Source organism: Phytobacter sp. MRY16-398 (assembly GCF_003925915.1).
Classification (GTDB): Bacteria; Pseudomonadota; Gammaproteobacteria; order Enterobacterales; family Enterobacteriaceae; genus Phytobacter; species Phytobacter diazotrophicus.
In genome coordinates, this window is record NZ_AP018756.1 from 3,432,186 (window position 1) to 3,448,669 (window position 16,484).

Sequence of the window (16,484 nt, forward strand, 5' to 3'; positions counted from 1 at the left end):
TCATCCTGAACGGATGCGAGCTATGTGGATTGCTAGCCTAATCGCTGCATTTCAGCGCGGCCAATACTGCGTCGCCATGCGCCAGGGGCCTGCCCGTAGTGACGCTTAAAGCTGCGGTTGAAAGACTGCTGAGAGTCAAAGCCCAACGCGATGGCCACATTCAAAATCGGTTCGTCGCTGCGGGCTAACCGCTCGACCGATTTTTGCAGCTTTTGCGCACGAATATACTCGGCGAGACGATAGCCCGTATGCTCTTTGAAGATCCGCTGGAGGTGCCACTTCGAATAACCGGCGCGTCTGGAAACGGTATTGATATCGAGACGGCTTTCAATGTTGTTGTCGATCCAGTCGAGTAAATCTTGAATAAATGCGCCATTGTTCATTTTGTTTCCTCCCGCGCGGCTTACCAAAAAAGCATCTTTGTCTGTTGCATTTAAAGGTGGCCTGCTTTTGCAATAAATGCAAGTTTTATTATTGCATTTAAATCCCTGCCTGAAATCTGACTTCTGCTCCTGACGCAAACAGCACATAAAGTGCAACAATTATTCTTGCACTTAATTTAGCACCTCCCTACAATCGCCGCGATAGTGTATTCGCAACTGTTACAGTTTTGTGGCGATGAACGACACAAATGGCCTTAAGCCAGCCCGGACAAAGGAAGTGGCGCGGCGTCCCCTGCTGCGTCTTGCCCGGCGGCTACAATTACCGGAATAAAAATAATGAGCCTGCAAAAACATTGGGTTAATTTTCGTCTGAATGCGCTGGGAGCGGTATTACTCTCCGTCATGCTCGTCGGATGCGATGAGGGTGTCGCGCAAAATGCCGTGCCACAAGCGCCTGCCGTGAGCGCCGCTGACGTGGTCGTGAAATCGATTAGCCAGTGGGATAGCTTTAACGGTCGGATTGAAGCGGTGGAAAGCGTTCAGCTACGCCCCCGCGTCTCTGGATACATTGATAAAGTGAATTACACCGACGGCCAGGAAGTGAAAAAAGGCGAGGTGCTGTTCACCATCGATGACCGAACCTATCGCGCCGCGCTGGAACAGGCGCAGGCAACGCTGGCGAGAGCCAAAACGCAGGCCAGCCTGGCGCAAAGTGAGGCCAGCCGTACCGATAAATTAATCAACACCAATCTTGTCTCCCGTGAAGAGTGGGAACAGCGTCGTTCTGCCGCCGCCCAGGCGCAGGCCGACATTCGTGCAGCGCAGGCGGCAGTTGATGCCGCACAGCTTAACCTGGACTTCACCAAAGTGACCGCCCCCATTGATGGCCGCGCCAGTCGTGCGCTGATCACCAGCGGTAACCTGGTCACGGCGGGCGACAGCGCCAGCGTACTCACCACGCTGGTATCGCAAAAGACGGTTTACGTCTACTTTGACGTGGATGAGTCGACCTACCTCCACTACCAGAACCTCGCCCGCAGCGGGCAAGGCGCATCCAGTAACCACCTGGCGTTACCGGTTGAGATTGGCCTGGTTGGCGAGGATGGCTATCCCCATCAGGGCAAAGTGGATTTTCTGGATAATCAGTTAACGCCGAGCACCGGCACTATCCGTATGCGCGCAATCCTGGATAACGCACAGCGTCAGTTCACGCCAGGGCTCTTTGCCCGCGTGCGTCTGCCGGGCAGCGCTGAGTTCAAAGCCACGCTTATCGACGACAAAGCAGTGCTGACCGACCAGGATCGCAAATATGTTTATATCGTTGATAAAGAAGGTAAAGCGCAGCGTCGCGATATTACGCCGGGGCGTCTGGCTGCCGGTTTACGCATCGTGCAGAAGGGGCTGAACCCTGGCGATAAAGTCATCGTCGATGGTTTACAAAAAGTGTTTATGCCGGGTATGCCGGTTAACGCGAAAACCGTTGCCATGACCACCAGCACCGCCCTCAACTGATCCCTTACCTGAGAATCCGACACATGGACTTTTCCCGCTTTTTTATCGACAGGCCGATTTTCGCCGCGGTGCTGTCGATTCTGATTTTCATTACAGGATTGATCGCTATCCCGCTGCTGCCGGTCAGCGAATATCCTGATGTCGTACCGCCCAGCGTTCAGGTACGCGCGGAGTATCCCGGCGCAAACCCGAAAGTGATTGCAGAGACCGTGGCGACGCCGCTGGAAGAAGCGATCAACGGCGTTGAAAACATGATGTACATGAAATCCGTTGCCGGCTCTGATGGCGTACTGGTCACCACTGTCACCTTCCGTCCGGGTACTGACCCCGATCAGGCGCAGGTTCAGGTGCAAAACCGCGTATCACAGGCCGAAGCGCGTCTGCCGGAAGATGTGCGGCGTTTGGGTATCACCACCCAGAAACAGTCGCCGACGCTGACGCTGGTGGTGCATCTGTTTTCACCCAACGGTAAGTACGACTCCCTGTATATGCGTAACTACGCCACGCTAAAAGTGAAGGATGAGCTGGCCCGTCTGCCGGGCGTTGGTCAAATCCAGATTTTTGGCTCCGGTGAATACGCCATGCGCATCTGGCTGGATCCCAATAAAGTGGCGGCACGTGGGTTGACCGCATCCGATGTGGTAACGGCAATGCAGGAGCAAAACGTCCAGGTTTCCGCCGGGCAGCTTGGCGCCGAGCCGCTGCCGAAAGAGAGCGATTTCCTGATCTCCATTAACGCCCAGGGTCGCCTGCACACGGAAGAAGAGTTTGGCAATATTATTCTGAAAACGGCGCAAGACGGCTCGCTGGTCCGCCTGCGTGACGTGGCGCGAATTGAAATGGGCTCCGGAAGCTATGCGCTGCGCTCGCAGCTTAACAACAAAGACGCGGTCGGGATTGGTATCTTCCAGTCGCCGGGGGCCAACGCCATCGATCTGTCTAACGCGGTGCGCGCCAAGATGGACGAACTGTCGAAGCGTTTCCCGGATGATATGAAATGGGCGGCCCCTTACGATCCGACGGTGTTTGTTCGCGATTCCATTCGCGCAGTCGTGCAAACGCTGCTGGAAGCGGTGGTGCTGGTTGTGCTGGTGGTGATTCTGTTCCTGCAAACCTGGCGCGCGTCGATTATTCCGCTGATCGCGGTGCCGGTATCGGTGGTGGGCACGTTCAGTATTCTCTACCTGCTTGGCTTCTCGCTGAATACCCTGAGTCTGTTCGGCCTGGTGCTGGCTATCGGTATCGTCGTGGATGACGCCATCGTGGTGGTGGAAAACATTGAGCGAAATATCGAAGAGGGGCTGGCTCCACTTGCGGCGGCGCATCAGGCGATGCGTGAAGTCTCCGGGCCGATTATCGCGATTGCGCTGGTGCTGTGCGCGGTGTTCGTGCCGATGGCGTTCCTCTCCGGGGTGACCGGCCAGTTCTATAAACAGTTTGCGGTGACGATCGCGATTTCGACGGTGATCTCGGCCATCAACTCACTGACGCTCTCACCAGCGCTGGCTGCCCTGCTGTTAAAACCGCACGGTGCGCCGAAAGACTACCCTACCCGCCTTATCGATCGTCTGTTCGGCTGGATTTTCCGTCCGTTTAACCGCTTTTTCCACCGTAGCTCGGACGGCTATCAGGGGCTGGTTGGCAAAACGCTCGGACGCCGTGGCGCGGTGTTTGTTGTCTATGTGCTGCTGCTCTGCGCCGCGGGCGTGATGTTTAAAGCCGTCCCCGGCGGGTTTATTCCGACACAGGATAAGCTCTATTTAATTGGCGGTGTGAAAATGCCGGAAGGCTCTTCGCTGGAACGCACCGATGCGGTGATCCGCAAGATGAGCGAAATCGGGATGAATACCGAAGGCGTGGATTATGCGGTCGCCTTTCCAGGGCTGAATGCGTTGCAGTTCACCAATACGCCAAATACCGGGACGGTCTTTTTTGGCCTGAAACCGTTCGATCAGCGTAAACATTCTGCTGCGGAAATTAACGCGGAGATCAACGCCAAAATCGCGCAAATCCAGCAGGGCTTCGGTTTCTCCATTTTGCCGCCGCCGATATTAGGGCTGGGTCAGGGTTCTGGCTATTCGCTTTATATTCAGGACCGCGCCGGGCTTGGCTATGGCGCGCTGCAAACCGCGGTGAACACGATGTCCGGTGCGATTATGCAAACGCCAGGGATGCACTTCCCAATCTCCACCTACCAGGCTAACGTGCCGCAACTGGATGTGCAGGTTGATCGTGATAAGGCGAAAGCACAGGGCGTGTCGCTGACCGATCTTTTCGGTACGCTGCAAACCTATCTGGGGTCGTCGTATGTCAACGATTTCAACCAGTTCGGTCGTACCTGGCGCGTGATGGCGCAGGCCGACGGGCCATACCGCGAAAGCGTGGAAGATATTGCCAATTTGCGTACCCGCAATAATCAGGGCGAAATGGTGCCGATTGGCAGTATGGTCAATATCAGTACGACTTACGGGCCGGACCCGGTGATTCGTTACAATGGCTATCCGGCGGCGGATCTCATTGGCGATGCCGATCCTCGCGTACTCTCCTCCTCACAGGCGATGACACAACTGGACGGAATGTCTAAGCAGATCCTGCCCAATGGGATGAATATTGAATGGACGGACCTGAGCTACCAGCAGGCCACTCAGGGTAATACGGCGCTGATCGTCTTCCCGGTCGCGGTTCTGCTTGCGTTCCTGGTTCTGGCGGCGCTGTATGAAAGCTGGACGCTGCCGCTGGCGGTGATCCTTATCGTGCCGATGACCATGCTGTCCGCACTGTTCGGCGTCTGGCTGACCGGTGGCGATAACAACGTGTTTGTGCAGGTCGGTTTGGTGGTACTCATGGGGCTTGCCTGTAAAAACGCCATTCTGATCGTGGAGTTTGCCCGTGAGCTGGAAATCCAGGGCAAAGGAATCATGGAAGCGGCGCTTGAAGCTTGTCGCCTGCGTTTACGCCCGATTGTGATGACCTCTATCGCCTTTATCGCCGGGACGATCCCGCTGATACTCGGCCACGGCGCGGGGGCGGAAGTGCGCGGCGTCACCGGGATCACGGTGTTCTCTGGCATGCTGGGCGTGACGCTGTTCGGTCTGTTCCTGACCCCGGTGTTTTACGTGACACTGCGTAAATTCGTCACGCGCGGTAAAGTGGAAAGAGAGGTTTTGCCAGCCTGAGTCACTGTTGCAGATAACAAAAAACCGCCTTCACTGTGAAGGCGGTTTTTTTTCGCAATATGAAAAGTATTAAAGCGCTTTTTTAATCCGATCATCCAGTTCAGGCAGCAGATCGCACCCGCTGGTATCGGCTTTTTTGACCTTTTCCAGCGCGCTTGCCACGGTATGGCGAGCGAGTACATCTAACGACGCCTGCTCCGCTTCATCGGCAATCGATTTGAAATACCAGCACGCGTTGGCACTGACCACGCAGCGGGCCGGTATGTCGGGGCGCGACGCCCACAGCTTTTTATCTTCGATGACCGAAAGGTAGATATCGCGCAGGGTGATCTCTTCGGGCGGACGACCAAGATGAATAGAGCCGTTGCGGCCAAGCGTAGAGACGATAATCCCATCACGCGTGAGAGGCACCATTAATTTACGGATAAAGCTCGGGTTTGCTTCCAGGCCGTAGGCCAGAATCGCACTCGTCGAACGTTCACCCAATTGCTCCGCCATCGCTACGCTGAGAACCATCTGCAAAGCTGTCGGGAAGCGGTAATCTAACATTTTATTGTCCTGGGTCGCGGTGAATCTTGTTCTTTTTGGCACCGCAGAGGTGAATAACCAATGAGCAATAATATAACAAATACAGTCTTTTTTTTGAAGCAATCAACGCGTGACCTGGCCCGTAAAAAAGAGTTTCCACGTATGACAGAGATGTCATTCAATGCCAGATGACGACATTATCTGGTAAGAATCAAAAAAATCCTCAAGCGTGATCGATACAGGCCAGAGCCTTTTCATGCCTGACCTGATTTATTTGCAAATGGAAACGATCACTTCATGCAACCAATATGCGCCAGGAACGGGGGCATATATGATATTACCAAATGAACGTCTTTTTAACCCGAACCGAAAAACGGAAGTACGGTATCCATATGCAGGCGAAAATTATGTATCTGACAATAGGCATAATCATGTCGAAATTCAGCGCAAGAGGCGCGAATAAGTATGAAGTGATGGCCCGGTCAATCATCATGATCGCGATACTGGCAACCAGTAGCACGCTAAACGCCAGAGGTAACGCTCTCTTTTTACGCACAAAAAGAGACGTAACATAGATAACCAGGAGCAGTAAAATCAGGTTAATCCCAGCGGCAGTAAAAAGATAGGATGTCTGGTAAACAGGAATACGACCGATCATGTTCGTACCCAGTTTTAATGTCACTATCAGAGACGTGAAATAATCGTAGGCCATGAGCAAAATATTGAGGAGTGGCAGGAACAGCAGGCCACCGATTTTTCTGTACCGTTTTTCCTCACATTCAGCACAATATTCAAGGTGTTGCGCGATCTCCTTATCACAGGTTAAGCAGGTCCATTTGAAAGGGGTATCCGTCATCATTCATCCTTTTTAGTGTGTTCGCTCTTAACGAACTTGCTTCATTCCAGGATGAGTTAACGGCTAACCATGAAGATTCTTTAGGGTGATTGCGTTTTTACCGTTGGGTGAAGAGTGACACGAGTATAAAAACGCCCTGCCCGTGCGAAATGGCCATGGCCCCGCAAGCTTGATTAGTTTATGAAAAAATCTTAGGCTACCCTTTAAAATATAATGGATAATCAAAGGTTAAAAATGAAAAATATAACTCCGGAATATACCGTTGTCGACTTATCGCGCTGGGCAAGGAAAGAACATTTCGACGCATTCCAGAGCTTCGCGCAGTGTACATTTAGCCAAACTGTGCAAATCGATATTACCGCGCTGCTAAAACATATTAAGGAGGTCGGCTGGAAATTTTACCCCACGATGATTTTCCTCCTTGCAAAAATAGTGAACAGGCATGCGGAATTTCGTATGGCCATCAAGAACAACGAGCTTGTCGTATGGAATGACAGCCATCCAGCCTATACGATTTTCCATGATGAAACGGAGACCTTTTCGTCATTATGGAGTCATTACGACGGTAATATTCACCACTTCCAGAACGCTTTTTCAGAAGACGTGGCGCGCTATCGCAATAACCTTTCCTATCTGCCTAAAGAAGAGTCGCGGGAAAATATATTTTTTGTATCGGCTAATCCCTGGGTAAGTTTTACCGGTTTTAATATCAATGTTGCCCATATGCAGAACTTTTTTGCCCCCATGTTTACCCTTGGTAAATACTACACACAGGGTGACAAAGTCTTGTTACCCCTCGCCGTTCAGGTACATCATGCCGTCTGCGATGGTTTCCATGTGGCAAGATTGATCAACGAGTTACAAGAGATGAGTGATGACTTGTCGCACTATTCAGAGTAACGCAATAGCTGATGCGCCCGACATTTTTTGTATGGAGTTGGCAATAAGGAGAGCAGATGGGAAAATCTGAACAACCAGGGACAGTGGAAAAATGAAAGAAAATAAACACTCTCCCTGTTTATGCTGCGGTAAGAGAACGCTCGAAGAGAGAGGGAATTATGAAATTTGCGCCGTCTGCGGATGGGAAGATGATCCCGTGCAGTCCGCAGATCCTGATTTTGCGGGTGGGGCTAATTCGTTAAGTTTACATGCGTGCAGACTGGCGTGGGCGGCTGTTCAACGTAATAAGCCAACACAGTCTGAATAGACATTTCGCTTCGGGTTCGAAGCAGAGATATTGCATGATACACAGACCTGTTTTTACACGGCCCGTTGCAGAATTTCGCCGGGCAGACCGTCAAAATCTCTGAATTCACGCGTGATAAAATTCTTGTTCGTCAGGATCTTTTTTGATGCCAGATTTGCAGGATCGATAATCGCAATGAGTGTAGATATTTCAGGGTTTCTGCAGGCCTGCTCGACCAGTATTGTGGCAACTTTGCTCGCAATACCAAGCCCCCAATATTCCGGTAGCAGCATATAGCCCAGTTCGGCGGTCTTCGGTTGGTCAGCCACAGATGCCAGTTTGGCGAGGCCGATAAAATTACCCTGCTTATCATCCGTGATTCGGTAATAGCCCAAATCTGAATGGCGGGCATTCTCGTCGAGTATGAGTTTAAAATCACGAGAGGCCTCATCACAGGGAATGGCACGTTCTGTGATCATCGCCATAACATCGATATTACTGACAAGTTTTAAATAATCCGCAAAATGTATTTCAGAAAACTTTTACAATAACAAATCCATTTATTACCTCATAAACCATTAGCAGCCAAAATAAATATCGCATTACTTTATCTGCATGGAGAGCAGTATTGGCATTGTATCAATATGAATGCACTTTTAAAATTGATGGGGCCAAAACCGTTTTTTACATATGCTCTTTTCTGGTACGAAACAGCTATCTCCGGCAGGCGAAATCAGCATGTCCATTTTTATTCTACCGCCCCTTCGCTTAAGCTGCGCTCAAATCCGTCACCAGCAGCACGGTTCTTACTGAAAGCTCCCTGATGTCGCTCAGGTAACGAATGTTTAAGCGAAATTTTTCAGTCAAACCGTTGAACTAACTTTTTCTAACCTCCGACGCCCTGCACCCTGTTTATTCACCGGTATATCAGGACCAGCACTAAGTAGACAGACTCTGTATGGAGGTGGGAGGTCAGATAAGCGCGAGGAGAAGAAGTTCGCAACGCCAACAACTACATGACTAACATTGAGGTGCCTTATTCAAAAGGGGAGCAGGTCACAATCTAGCTGGTTATCGGAGGAAGATAAACCAGCATAGAAATTACAAGCTATCACATTAGCGCACTTCACCCTGCGATTCGGCAGCGTCGCGATTAATACCGAAAATTTGCCACCTGACATGATTTGCATCGAGGGTGAAAACTGCCGTGGCGAGGGTGTTCTCATCATCCGGATCATCGGCAGCCAGCCGGTAAATAGGCAACACGGCATCATGTTTATCAGAGAGAATGCCTTTTGCCGCTGTGGCGTCAAACGGGTGGTGATTCTCCAGCCACTGCACCAGACGTAGCTGACGCGACGCAGAGCTGTCCGTTACTACCTGCTCAACGTGAGCAAGAGCAGCATGCACAAGATGGTTGGCATGTCCGTCCGCTGTCGTCAGTGGCATAACAGAACAGCCTCGGCCTGTGGCCTCGACACTGAACAGCCGCGTATCGCCCATCTGCCCCAGCATATGATGAAATGCCCCGGCGCGGGGCTGCCCGGTTAGAATGGCGATGGCTTCGTCGAGGGTGTTTGCATTCAGCGAGGCTCGGGCCAGGATCTGGCGCGGCAATCCCTGCGGGCGATGCACTGCACGGATGTTATTAACCGTGTTAACGATCCCTTTTTCATTCACCGCAAAGGTGTGGCCGCAAATCGAACCCGGATAGGCAAAACTGGTAAAACTCAGACCACACTCCGGATTAATGGTGACCAGCAAACAGTCATCACGTAACTGGGGAAAACCATCTTCGTTATGCGCAATAATCCGCTCGCCAGCGGCGTTTATCCCGGCAACCGTTGTACAGCCATCCGACGTCGAGCGCACCAGGTCGCCACGGCAGTTCCAGGCAAAGACCTGTTCAATGGTGGCCTCCAGCCCCTGCGCCAACCCTTCCAGCTCCTGCCAGATTTGCGGGTAATGTTCCTGCACCGCAGCACGCATTACCTGGGTCTGAGCGGATGACTGTATAGTCATCACCGTTTGCCACAGCGACGTGAGCGTCAGTTTCTGATGCCAGGCTTCACGGCCTAACTCGCCAAGACGCAGGCCAATCTCAAACGAGGAACCACTGATGTCGATTTTTTTCATGCGATGAATTCACTTCTGTTCAGGAAACGTGCTGTAAAAATTCTTTCAGGCGCGGATTGCTACTGGCATTCAGCAGGATATCAGGCGGGCCGTCTTCAGCAATGGTTCCACCATCAATAAAAATCAACCGCGACGCCACATCGCGTGCAAAGCCAATTTCGTGCGTCACAATAACCATTGTCATCCCCTCATCCGCGAGTGAACGCATCACTTTCAATACTTCATGGCGCAACTCCGGATCGAGCGCAGAGGTTGGCTCATCAAACAACATCATTTTCGGTTTTACCGCCAGCGCACGGGCAATAGCCACACGTTGCTGCTGACCGCCAGAAAGCTCGGAAGGATAGTGATCGGCACGCTCGCGCAGTCCAACACGCTCCAGCAGTGCCAGTGCCTGTTCGCGGGCTGCTGCTTTACTCATTTTACGCACGCGGATAGGCCCAAACATCACATTTTCCAGCGCCGTCAGATGAGGAAACAGGTGAAATTGCTGAAACACCATCCCCGCTTCGCGGCGGATATCGCACTCGTTGACGTGGGGATCGGTCAGGTGCATCCCGGAGACCAGCAAGGTGCCAGAGGAGATCTCTTCCAGTTTATTGATACAACGCAGCAGCGTCGATTTGCCCGAACCGGAAGGACCGATAATCACGACCACTTCACCGGCATCAATTTTCAGATTGATATCGTGCAGCACCTGCGTGGTACCGAAATGTTTTGCGACCGCGCTAAATTCAACCATGCTCATAAAATATGGATCCTTTTCTCCAGTCGCTTCAGCAGGAAGCTCAGGCACAGGGTGACGGCAAGGTAGATCAGCGCTACGGCTGTCCAGACTTCAAGGGCACGGAAGTTCCCGGCGATGATCTCCTGGCCCTGACGCGTTAATTCCGCGACGCCGATAACAATAAACAACGAGGTATCTTTGATGCTGATGATCCACTGGTTGCCCAGCGCCGGGATCATGCGACGCAAAGCCAGCGGCATAATCACGTACCACAGTGTGGCGCGCTGCGATAACCCCATCGCCAGACTGGCTTCTTTAAACCCTTTATTGATGGACAAAATCGCGCCGCGCGTGATTTCCGCAATATACGCGCCGGAGTTAATAATAATGGTGACAATCGCAGCCGTAATTGGATCGATGCGAACAGGCAGTACCATTGGCAAGGCAAAATAGATAAACATCACCTGAACCATAATTGGTGTGCCGCGAATCAGCTCAACGAAAATTAATGATAATGTTTTCGCAATACCGCCACCCAGAGCACGACAGGTTCCGGTCAGCAGACCAATAATAAAACCGCCCGCTAAACCAACCATTGAGATCGATATTGTCAGTTGCAGCCCCTGTAATAACAGCGGCAGTGATTCCCATATATATTTCGTTTCGAAATTCATAATGCGGTCAATTCACTCTCGGTTCAGGCCGGTATTACCCGGCCTGACGGGGATTATTTAGGTTGTTTGTTAAACCATTTGAAATAAATTTTGCCATAGGTGCCATCCGCACGTAATGCCTGTATCGCGGCATCGACTTTCGGTGTCAGGCTGCTGTTTTTCTGCATTGCAAAACCATATTGCTGCGGTAGAACGCTGTCCGTTTCCCCGGTCGATTTCACCTTGCCGCCACCGGCTGTTTTCACGTAGTACAGCACGTTCGGGGAGTCGTGAACTACCGCGTCCAGGTTGCCTGCCTGCAAGTCGAGATAGGCATTATCGATATTAGGGAATTCGACATAGTTGGCTTTATATTTGGATTTCATAAAACTTGCGGCTGCGGTGCCCTGCTTCAGCCCCACTTTTTTACCGGCCAGATCGCTGAATTTGGTAATGGAATTATCGCCACTCTTCACCGCTATTAAGAGGTCCGCATCGTAGTAACCCTGGCTGAAATCCACGACCTGTTTGCGGGCATCGGTAATGGTGATCCCGGCCATTGCCACATCCAGATTGCGCGATTGCAGCCCCGGAATTAAGCCGCCAAAATCCATAGGACGTAATTCGTAGCTGACATTCATTTTCTTCGCAATGGCATCCCATAAATCGATATCAAAACCGACATATTTATCACCTTGCTTAAACTCAAAGGGAACGAACGCCGTATCCACGCCCACTAATAATTTTTCTTGTGCCATCGCGGCAAAACTTGCCGAACAGGCTACCAGTGCCAGTGTAATCTTTAATTTTTTCAATAATGCAGACATAATAACCCTCAGCGTAATTAAGACAGCAAACAGGAGTTTTCGCGCAACATCATAAAAATGATATTGTCGTTGAGAATAAAAACTGCATCCCTACATTCGCACGCGATATAAAAATAAATGCGTGCGAATTATTTATGCGGGAATAATAAAATCCCTGGTGTCGGGTACAGGCGTCTGCGCGCCGTTCATGATCATTGAAAGAAAGCTGTAATAACCGTTGATACCAATCAGATCGACAACCCCCTTTTCACCCCACAGGTCGATAGCCTGTTGCCAGATGTCGTCACTGACTTTTTTATGCTGATGCAACTGCTGGCAAAAGTGGTAAACCACCCATTCATCAGCCGCCAGCGCCTCCGGTAGACGCTGTTCATTAATGGCCTGCACAGCCTGTGCCGCGATCCCTTTCTCCCTGGCGATTGGCGCATGAATAGCCCATTCAACCGGTTGCGACCAATGACGCGCGGTAAGGAGGATTGCCAGTTCTGATAATCGCTGCCCAATCGCGCTACGGTAGCGCAGATACTCCCCCATCCGCTGCGCATGCGCCATCAGTTCCGGGCTGCGCAACAACGGTTCAAACGGCGGCAGTAGTGCGCCGCGCGGGCCGTTGATGATCTCCTCCGCAAGCTGGCGTTGTTCATCGCTCCACTGCGGTTCCGACAAGGCAGGTAAACGATTCATAGCGGATGACTCGCCAGTTTGTGCGTCTCTTCGCTGATAACCTTGTGCAGGGTATCAACAATGAAATCGAGCTCTGAACGGCTGACAATAAACGGTGGTGCGATCAGGATATGGTCGCCCTGTTGACCATCAATAGTTCCGCCCATCGGATAGACCAGTAGCCCGTGTGCCATGCACTGCGCTTTGATGGCAGCATGCAGTTTCAGCGCCGGATCGAATGGCGTTTTACGCGCTTTATCGCGTACCAGTTCCACCCCGGCGAACAAGCCGCGACCGCGGGTATCACCGACATACGGTAACTCGCCCAGAACATCATGCAGCGCCTGCTGCAAATACGTGCCCTGCTGCTGCACCTGCTCCAGCAAATGATCCCGCTCGATAACCTGTTGCACTGCCAGCGCAGCCGCTGCCGCTGTCGGGTGGCAGATATAGGTGTGACCATGCTGGAACATTCCGCTACCGGCCTGCAGCGCGGCAACGATTTTCTCACTGACCAGTACTGCGCCAATGGGCTGGTATCCCCCACCTAAACCTTTTGCGATGGTCACGATATCAGGAACAACGCCATCCTGCTCAAAGGCGTGCAACGAGCCAGTACGCCCCATGCCGCACATCACCTCATCGGCGATATACAAAATGCCGTATTTATCACACAACCGACGAACGCCTTGCAGATAACCCGGCGTAGGTGGCGTTGCGCCGGTGGTTGCTCCCACTACCGTTTCGGCGCAAAAACCGATAATTTTTTCCGGCCCGGCTTGCAGAATTGCCGCTTCGAGTTCGCCAAGCAGGCGTTCTGTATATTGCTGCTGGCTTTCACCCGCCGCACGGTCGCGGTATTCGTTACAGGCCGATACGCGCACCACATCCATCAACAGCGGCGCGAACTGGCGGCGACGCCACTCGTTACCGCCGACGGCCAGCGCCCCCAGCGTATTTCCGTGGTAGCTTTGTTTACGGGCAATAAACAGCGTGCGCTCCGGCTGCCCAATCTCAACGAAATACTGGCGCGCCAGCTTCAGCGCCGTTTCAACCGCTTCCGATCCGCCGGAGACAAAATAGGCGTAGTTCAGAGACCCGGGCGCGGTGCGAACGAGTTGTTCTGCCAGTTGTTCCACCGTATCGCTGGTGAAAAAACTGGTGTGGGCATAGGCCAGTTGATCAATCTGCCGGTGCATCGCCGCCAGTACATCCGGGTGGGCGTGACCGAGACAAGAAACCGCCGCACCGCCGCAAGCATCCAGATAGCGTTTACCACTGGCATCCGTGATGTAAGCCCCGTGCGCACTGACCGCCACGGCTGGCGTGGTACGGAGGCTGCGGTGAATGATTTGACTCATGCTTTTCTTCCTGCTTTAGAAATCGCTTTCGGGTAAGTTGAAAGCATCTTGCAGGATCTATTTGGATCTCGTCAACGCAATAATGATTCAAATGCATTTCATTTTCTTATGATGGAAGCAAATGAATCATTTATCAGGATTTACCGGGCATCACATACGCCCCGGAGCTTTGCAGATAACGTTCGGCGCTCTCAATTTTACTCACCGCCTCACGGCCGTGGCGGGCAACCAGCATCGCCAGCAAACACTCGGCGACGCCCATACCGGAAACCACCGAAGGGAAAAACGATGGGCTACTGAGGGAGAACAGCAACGTGCAATCCGCAGCCTGCGCCAGCGGCGAAACCGGCGAATCGGTGATGGCGATAATCCGCGCCCCGGCCTGCCTGGCCGCATTGAGAACGTCGAGGGATTCGCGGGAATATGGCGCAAAGCTGGTCAATAACAGGCAGTCTTCTGCCGTGATCTCGCGGGTAAATACTTCGATATTACTGGCCAGCCCATCAATCAGCGACACGTGGCGATTGAACAATCGATAGACATAAAACAACGACCAGGCGATGGGAAAGCTGGCGCGGAAACCGCAAATATAGACCTGCTTCGCCTCATCCAGCAGCGTAACGGCTTGCTGCATGGAGTGCTGATTCTCAGCCTGGGTGAAGGCCAGATTGGCCTGATGCGCGAGGAACACCTCTTCGTACAGCGCGGGTTGCGTTCCTTTCGCGATCAACTTTTCCGCCTTAGATACATATGTATCATTTCGTAAGCCGAGATCGTCGATAAAGGCGCTTTTCAATTCCCCCCAACCGTTATAGCCCAGACGCTGCGCCAGCCGTAATAGCGTGGCAGGTTTAACCCTGGCTTCTGCGGCGAAGGCGCGCATGGATTGCACCACTAATTGGTTGGCGTTTTGCAGGGAAAATTCCGCCGCGCGCTGGAGTTCAGGCGAAAGCAGGCTGAACTGACTCACAATGTTTTCACGAAGATTCATGGTGTTTCGTCATCATCCGAAAGAGTGTATGCGGCGGAAATCCAGCCGATGAAAAAAGTATATATAAACACAATTCGCCATAATTGCATCATGGCAGAGATGGAGATGCCCTGTAGTGGCATACCTATTTTGGCCACATAAGCAGGAGTGTGAAACGTCCGTTCCTGGCCCAAAGCGGATAAACCGACTGAACAAAAGGCCCGCTATGAGCGAACATCTCGCGTTATATGCAGGCCTGTTTTTACACTGCCCGTTGCCGAATTTCACCGGGCAGACCGTCAGAACCTCTGAACTCACGGGTAATAAAGCTCTTCTCGTCAGGATCTTTTTTGATGCCAGATTTGCAGGATCGATAATCGCAATGAGGCCAGATATTTCAGGGGTTCTGCAGGCTGCTCAACCAGTATTGTGGCAACTTTGCTCGCAATACCAAGCCGCCACTATTCCGGCAGCAGCATAGAGCCAAAACAGAGTCATTTTGCGGTCATCGCGGGATCCGCAAGCATTGCATCGGCGATATCCAGCATTACCCGCAGGCGATCCATATGTCGAAGGTCATAGTGATACCCTACCCATATATCTTTGGACGGCGGCGGCTCCGGCATATGAATCGACTGTAATCCAGGTATGGCATCGCCAATAGGTCGTGGCAATACGGCAATCCCCATTCCACGCTGGCACATCTGCGCCTGAACGGCCCTGCTGGTACTGGTGAACACTCGCCGGGACTGAGGGAACCTGTCGAGCAGCCAGGCCACGTCGGAAAAGTGGGATTGTGCCGTATTCATAAGGATAAGCCCCACTGCGGCCGGATCATGTTGCGCGATATACGCGGTTTCCGGCGTTCCATACAGCGCATAGGGCATACTCATCAGGCGGCGCTGGACAATATCCGGTTCGGTAAAGGGAACGATGCGAAAGGCGATGTCAGCGTCACGACGCGAGAGATTAAGTAAGCGGTAGCTTGCGATAATTTCCGGGACAATGGCCGGATGGCGGCGCGTCAGTTCGACCAGAACAGGTGCCAGAACATAGTTAGCAAACCACTCTGCTGATGAGATTCGCAATATCCCCTCAAGACGTTCGTGATTCCCTGCCAGGCGCCGTTCCATCGCCAGCGCAGAATCTTCCATCGCTTCTGCCAGCGTCATGACCCTGTCGCCAGCGTCCGTCAGTACCAGACCTTCATTTGTCCGACGAAATAGCGCTTGCTGCGCCTCATCCTCAAGCGCCTTTATTCTGCGCCCCACCGTTGGATGGCTCACGCCAAGGCTGCGTGCAGCCTCCCCAAAAGACCCCTTACGGATGACTGCAAGAAACACCCGGACATCGCCCCATTCCATGCCATTGTCTCACCGTTCAAAAATGAACATCGAATATACAAAAGTGTCAGTTCCAAAACAATTATGTAAATATCACCATAGCCTCCTCAATAAACCGCCCTGGGCGGCGATTTCAGGAGGCTTACGGCATGAACAAATTACA

At 52.2% G+C, this 16,484-nt stretch carries 17 protein-coding genes; 5 read left to right on the forward strand and 12 right to left on the reverse strand.

The features are described 5' to 3' along the window. Window positions 1–32 precede the first annotated feature (32 nt). On the reverse strand, window positions 33–383 hold the full coding sequence (locus tag MRY16398_RS16760) for a helix-turn-helix domain-containing protein (protein WP_125124849.1): 351 nt from the start codon (window positions 381–383) through the stop codon (window positions 33–35). A 336-nt stretch (window positions 384–719) separates the two neighbouring features. Between MRY16398_RS16760 and MRY16398_RS16765 the strand changes: the two genes are divergently transcribed. Together MRY16398_RS16765 and oqxB are read left to right on the forward strand one after the other, a co-directional pair. Then, a complete protein-coding gene (locus tag MRY16398_RS16765; RefSeq protein ID WP_071194830.1) occupies window positions 720–1,895 on the forward strand; it encodes an efflux RND transporter periplasmic adaptor subunit in 1,176 nt (391 codons plus the stop codon). A 23-nt stretch (window positions 1,896–1,918) separates the two neighbouring features. Continuing rightward, window positions 1,919–5,071, forward strand: a complete 3,153-nt coding sequence (gene oqxB / locus MRY16398_RS16770) for a multidrug efflux RND transporter permease subunit OqxB (RefSeq protein WP_125124850.1) — start codon at window positions 1,919–1,921, stop codon at window positions 5,069–5,071. Window positions 5,072–5,140: 69 nt separating this feature from the next. Here the strand turns inward: oqxB and MRY16398_RS16775 are convergent, their stop codons facing one another. Then, a complete protein-coding gene (locus MRY16398_RS16775) occupies window positions 5,141–5,620 on the reverse strand; it encodes an RrF2 family transcriptional regulator (protein ID WP_039079368.1) in 480 nt (159 codons plus the stop codon). 316 nt (window positions 5,621–5,936) lie between these two features. Further along, window positions 5,937–6,458: a DUF2569 family protein gene (locus tag MRY16398_RS16780; protein WP_125124851.1), complete on the reverse strand. Its 522-nt coding sequence runs from the start codon at window positions 6,456–6,458 to the stop codon at window positions 5,937–5,939. A 231-nt stretch (window positions 6,459–6,689) separates the two neighbouring features. On the opposite strand from MRY16398_RS16780, the gene catA reads away from it, so the two are divergent. Together catA and MRY16398_RS16790 are read left to right on the forward strand one after the other, a co-directional pair. Further along, the gene (catA, locus tag MRY16398_RS16785; protein ID WP_125124852.1) at window positions 6,690–7,355 is read left to right on the forward strand and encodes a type A chloramphenicol O-acetyltransferase; all 666 of its coding nucleotides are present in this window, start codon (window positions 6,690–6,692) and stop codon (window positions 7,353–7,355) included. A gap of 91 nt (window positions 7,356–7,446) precedes the next feature. After that, window positions 7,447–7,662 carry a CPCC family cysteine-rich protein gene (locus tag MRY16398_RS16790; protein ID WP_108701470.1) on the forward strand — a complete coding sequence of 72 codons (216 nt, stop codon included), beginning with the start codon at window positions 7,447–7,449 and terminating at the stop codon, window positions 7,660–7,662. Between the two features lie 53 nt (window positions 7,663–7,715). On the opposite strand, the gene MRY16398_RS16795 is transcribed toward MRY16398_RS16790, so the two are convergent. From MRY16398_RS16795 to MRY16398_RS16830, 8 genes are all read right to left on the reverse strand, one after another. Continuing rightward, window positions 7,716–8,171: a GNAT family N-acetyltransferase gene (locus MRY16398_RS16795; RefSeq protein ID WP_255498903.1), complete on the reverse strand. Its 456-nt coding sequence runs from the start codon at window positions 8,169–8,171 to the stop codon at window positions 7,716–7,718. Between the two features lie 586 nt (window positions 8,172–8,757). Beyond that, window positions 8,758–9,777, reverse strand: coding sequence for a C45 family autoproteolytic acyltransferase/hydolase (locus tag MRY16398_RS16800; RefSeq protein ID WP_125124853.1), 1,020 nt, complete (start codon window positions 9,775–9,777; stop codon window positions 8,758–8,760). Between the two features lie 19 nt (window positions 9,778–9,796). Further along, window positions 9,797–10,519: a glutamine ABC transporter ATP-binding protein GlnQ gene (gene glnQ, locus MRY16398_RS16805; protein WP_125125694.1), complete on the reverse strand. Its 723-nt coding sequence runs from the start codon at window positions 10,517–10,519 to the stop codon at window positions 9,797–9,799. 2 nt (window positions 10,520–10,521) lie between these two features. Then, the gene (gene glnP / locus MRY16398_RS16810) at window positions 10,522–11,178 is read right to left on the reverse strand and encodes a glutamine ABC transporter permease GlnP (protein WP_125124854.1); all 657 of its coding nucleotides are present in this window, start codon (window positions 11,176–11,178) and stop codon (window positions 10,522–10,524) included. Between the two features lie 53 nt (window positions 11,179–11,231). Beyond that, a complete protein-coding gene (glnH, locus tag MRY16398_RS16815) occupies window positions 11,232–11,984 on the reverse strand; it encodes a glutamine ABC transporter substrate-binding protein GlnH (protein ID WP_039079385.1) in 753 nt (250 codons plus the stop codon). A gap of 132 nt (window positions 11,985–12,116) precedes the next feature. After that, window positions 12,117–12,668 (reverse strand): carboxymuconolactone decarboxylase family protein, encoded by a 552-nt coding sequence (locus tag MRY16398_RS16820; RefSeq protein WP_039079386.1) that lies wholly within the window; start codon window positions 12,666–12,668, stop codon window positions 12,117–12,119. After that, entirely contained in the window at window positions 12,665–14,008 is a 1,344-nt protein-coding gene (locus MRY16398_RS16825; protein ID WP_039079387.1) for an aspartate aminotransferase family protein, read from the reverse strand. The genes MRY16398_RS16820 and MRY16398_RS16825 overlap by 4 nt, the downstream gene beginning before the upstream one ends. 133 nt (window positions 14,009–14,141) lie before the next feature. Next, window positions 14,142–14,999, reverse strand: a complete 858-nt coding sequence (locus MRY16398_RS16830; RefSeq protein WP_039079388.1) for a MurR/RpiR family transcriptional regulator — start codon at window positions 14,997–14,999, stop codon at window positions 14,142–14,144. Window positions 15,000–15,204: 205 nt separating this feature from the next. Between MRY16398_RS16830 and MRY16398_RS16835 the strand changes: the two genes are divergently transcribed. Then, window positions 15,205–15,459: a hypothetical protein gene (locus tag MRY16398_RS16835; protein ID WP_125124855.1), complete on the forward strand. Its 255-nt coding sequence runs from the start codon at window positions 15,205–15,207 to the stop codon at window positions 15,457–15,459. Between the two features lie 13 nt (window positions 15,460–15,472). Here MRY16398_RS16835 and MRY16398_RS16840 read toward each other — a convergent pair whose 3' ends face one another. Continuing rightward, window positions 15,473–16,342: a LysR family transcriptional regulator gene (locus MRY16398_RS16840; RefSeq protein WP_039079389.1), complete on the reverse strand. Its 870-nt coding sequence runs from the start codon at window positions 16,340–16,342 to the stop codon at window positions 15,473–15,475. Window positions 16,343–16,484: the final 142 nt, after the last annotated feature.

Excerpts from the sequence above, each read along its gene's own strand:
- MRY16398_RS16780 (WP_125124851.1), bottom strand. The coding sequence starts at position 6,458 with ATGATGACGGATACCCCTTTCAAATGGACCTGCTTAACCTGTGATAAG.
- glnH (WP_039079385.1), bottom strand. The coding sequence starts at position 11,984 with ATGTCTGCATTATTGAAAAAATTAAAGATTACACTGGCACTGGTAGCC.
- glnQ (WP_125125694.1), bottom strand. The coding sequence starts at position 10,519 with ATGGTTGAATTTAGCGCGGTCGCAAAACATTTCGGTACCACGCAGGTG.
- MRY16398_RS16775 (WP_039079368.1), bottom strand. The coding sequence starts at position 5,620 with ATGTTAGATTACCGCTTCCCGACAGCTTTGCAGATGGTTCTCAGCGTA.
- MRY16398_RS16825 (WP_039079387.1), bottom strand. The coding sequence starts at position 14,008 with ATGAGTCAAATCATTCACCGCAGCCTCCGTACCACGCCAGCCGTGGCG.
- MRY16398_RS16840 (WP_039079389.1), bottom strand. The coding sequence starts at position 16,342 with ATGGAATGGGGCGATGTCCGGGTGTTTCTTGCAGTCATCCGTAAGGGG.
- glnP (WP_125124854.1), bottom strand. The coding sequence starts at position 11,178 with ATGAATTTCGAAACGAAATATATATGGGAATCACTGCCGCTGTTATTA.
- catA (WP_125124852.1), top strand. The coding sequence starts at position 6,690 with ATGAAAAATATAACTCCGGAATATACCGTTGTCGACTTATCGCGCTGG.
- MRY16398_RS16800 (WP_125124853.1), bottom strand. The coding sequence starts at position 9,777 with ATGAAAAAAATCGACATCAGTGGTTCCTCGTTTGAGATTGGCCTGCGT.
- MRY16398_RS16820 (WP_039079386.1), bottom strand. The coding sequence starts at position 12,668 with ATGAATCGTTTACCTGCCTTGTCGGAACCGCAGTGGAGCGATGAACAA.
- MRY16398_RS16765 (WP_071194830.1), top strand. The coding sequence starts at position 720 with ATGAGCCTGCAAAAACATTGGGTTAATTTTCGTCTGAATGCGCTGGGA.
- MRY16398_RS16760 (WP_125124849.1), bottom strand. The coding sequence starts at position 383 with ATGAACAATGGCGCATTTATTCAAGATTTACTCGACTGGATCGACAAC.
- MRY16398_RS16835 (WP_125124855.1), top strand. The coding sequence starts at position 15,205 with ATGAGCGAACATCTCGCGTTATATGCAGGCCTGTTTTTACACTGCCCG.
- MRY16398_RS16790 (WP_108701470.1), top strand. The coding sequence starts at position 7,447 with ATGAAAGAAAATAAACACTCTCCCTGTTTATGCTGCGGTAAGAGAACG.
- oqxB (WP_125124850.1), top strand. The coding sequence starts at position 1,919 with ATGGACTTTTCCCGCTTTTTTATCGACAGGCCGATTTTCGCCGCGGTG.
- MRY16398_RS16830 (WP_039079388.1), bottom strand. The coding sequence starts at position 14,999 with ATGAATCTTCGTGAAAACATTGTGAGTCAGTTCAGCCTGCTTTCGCCT.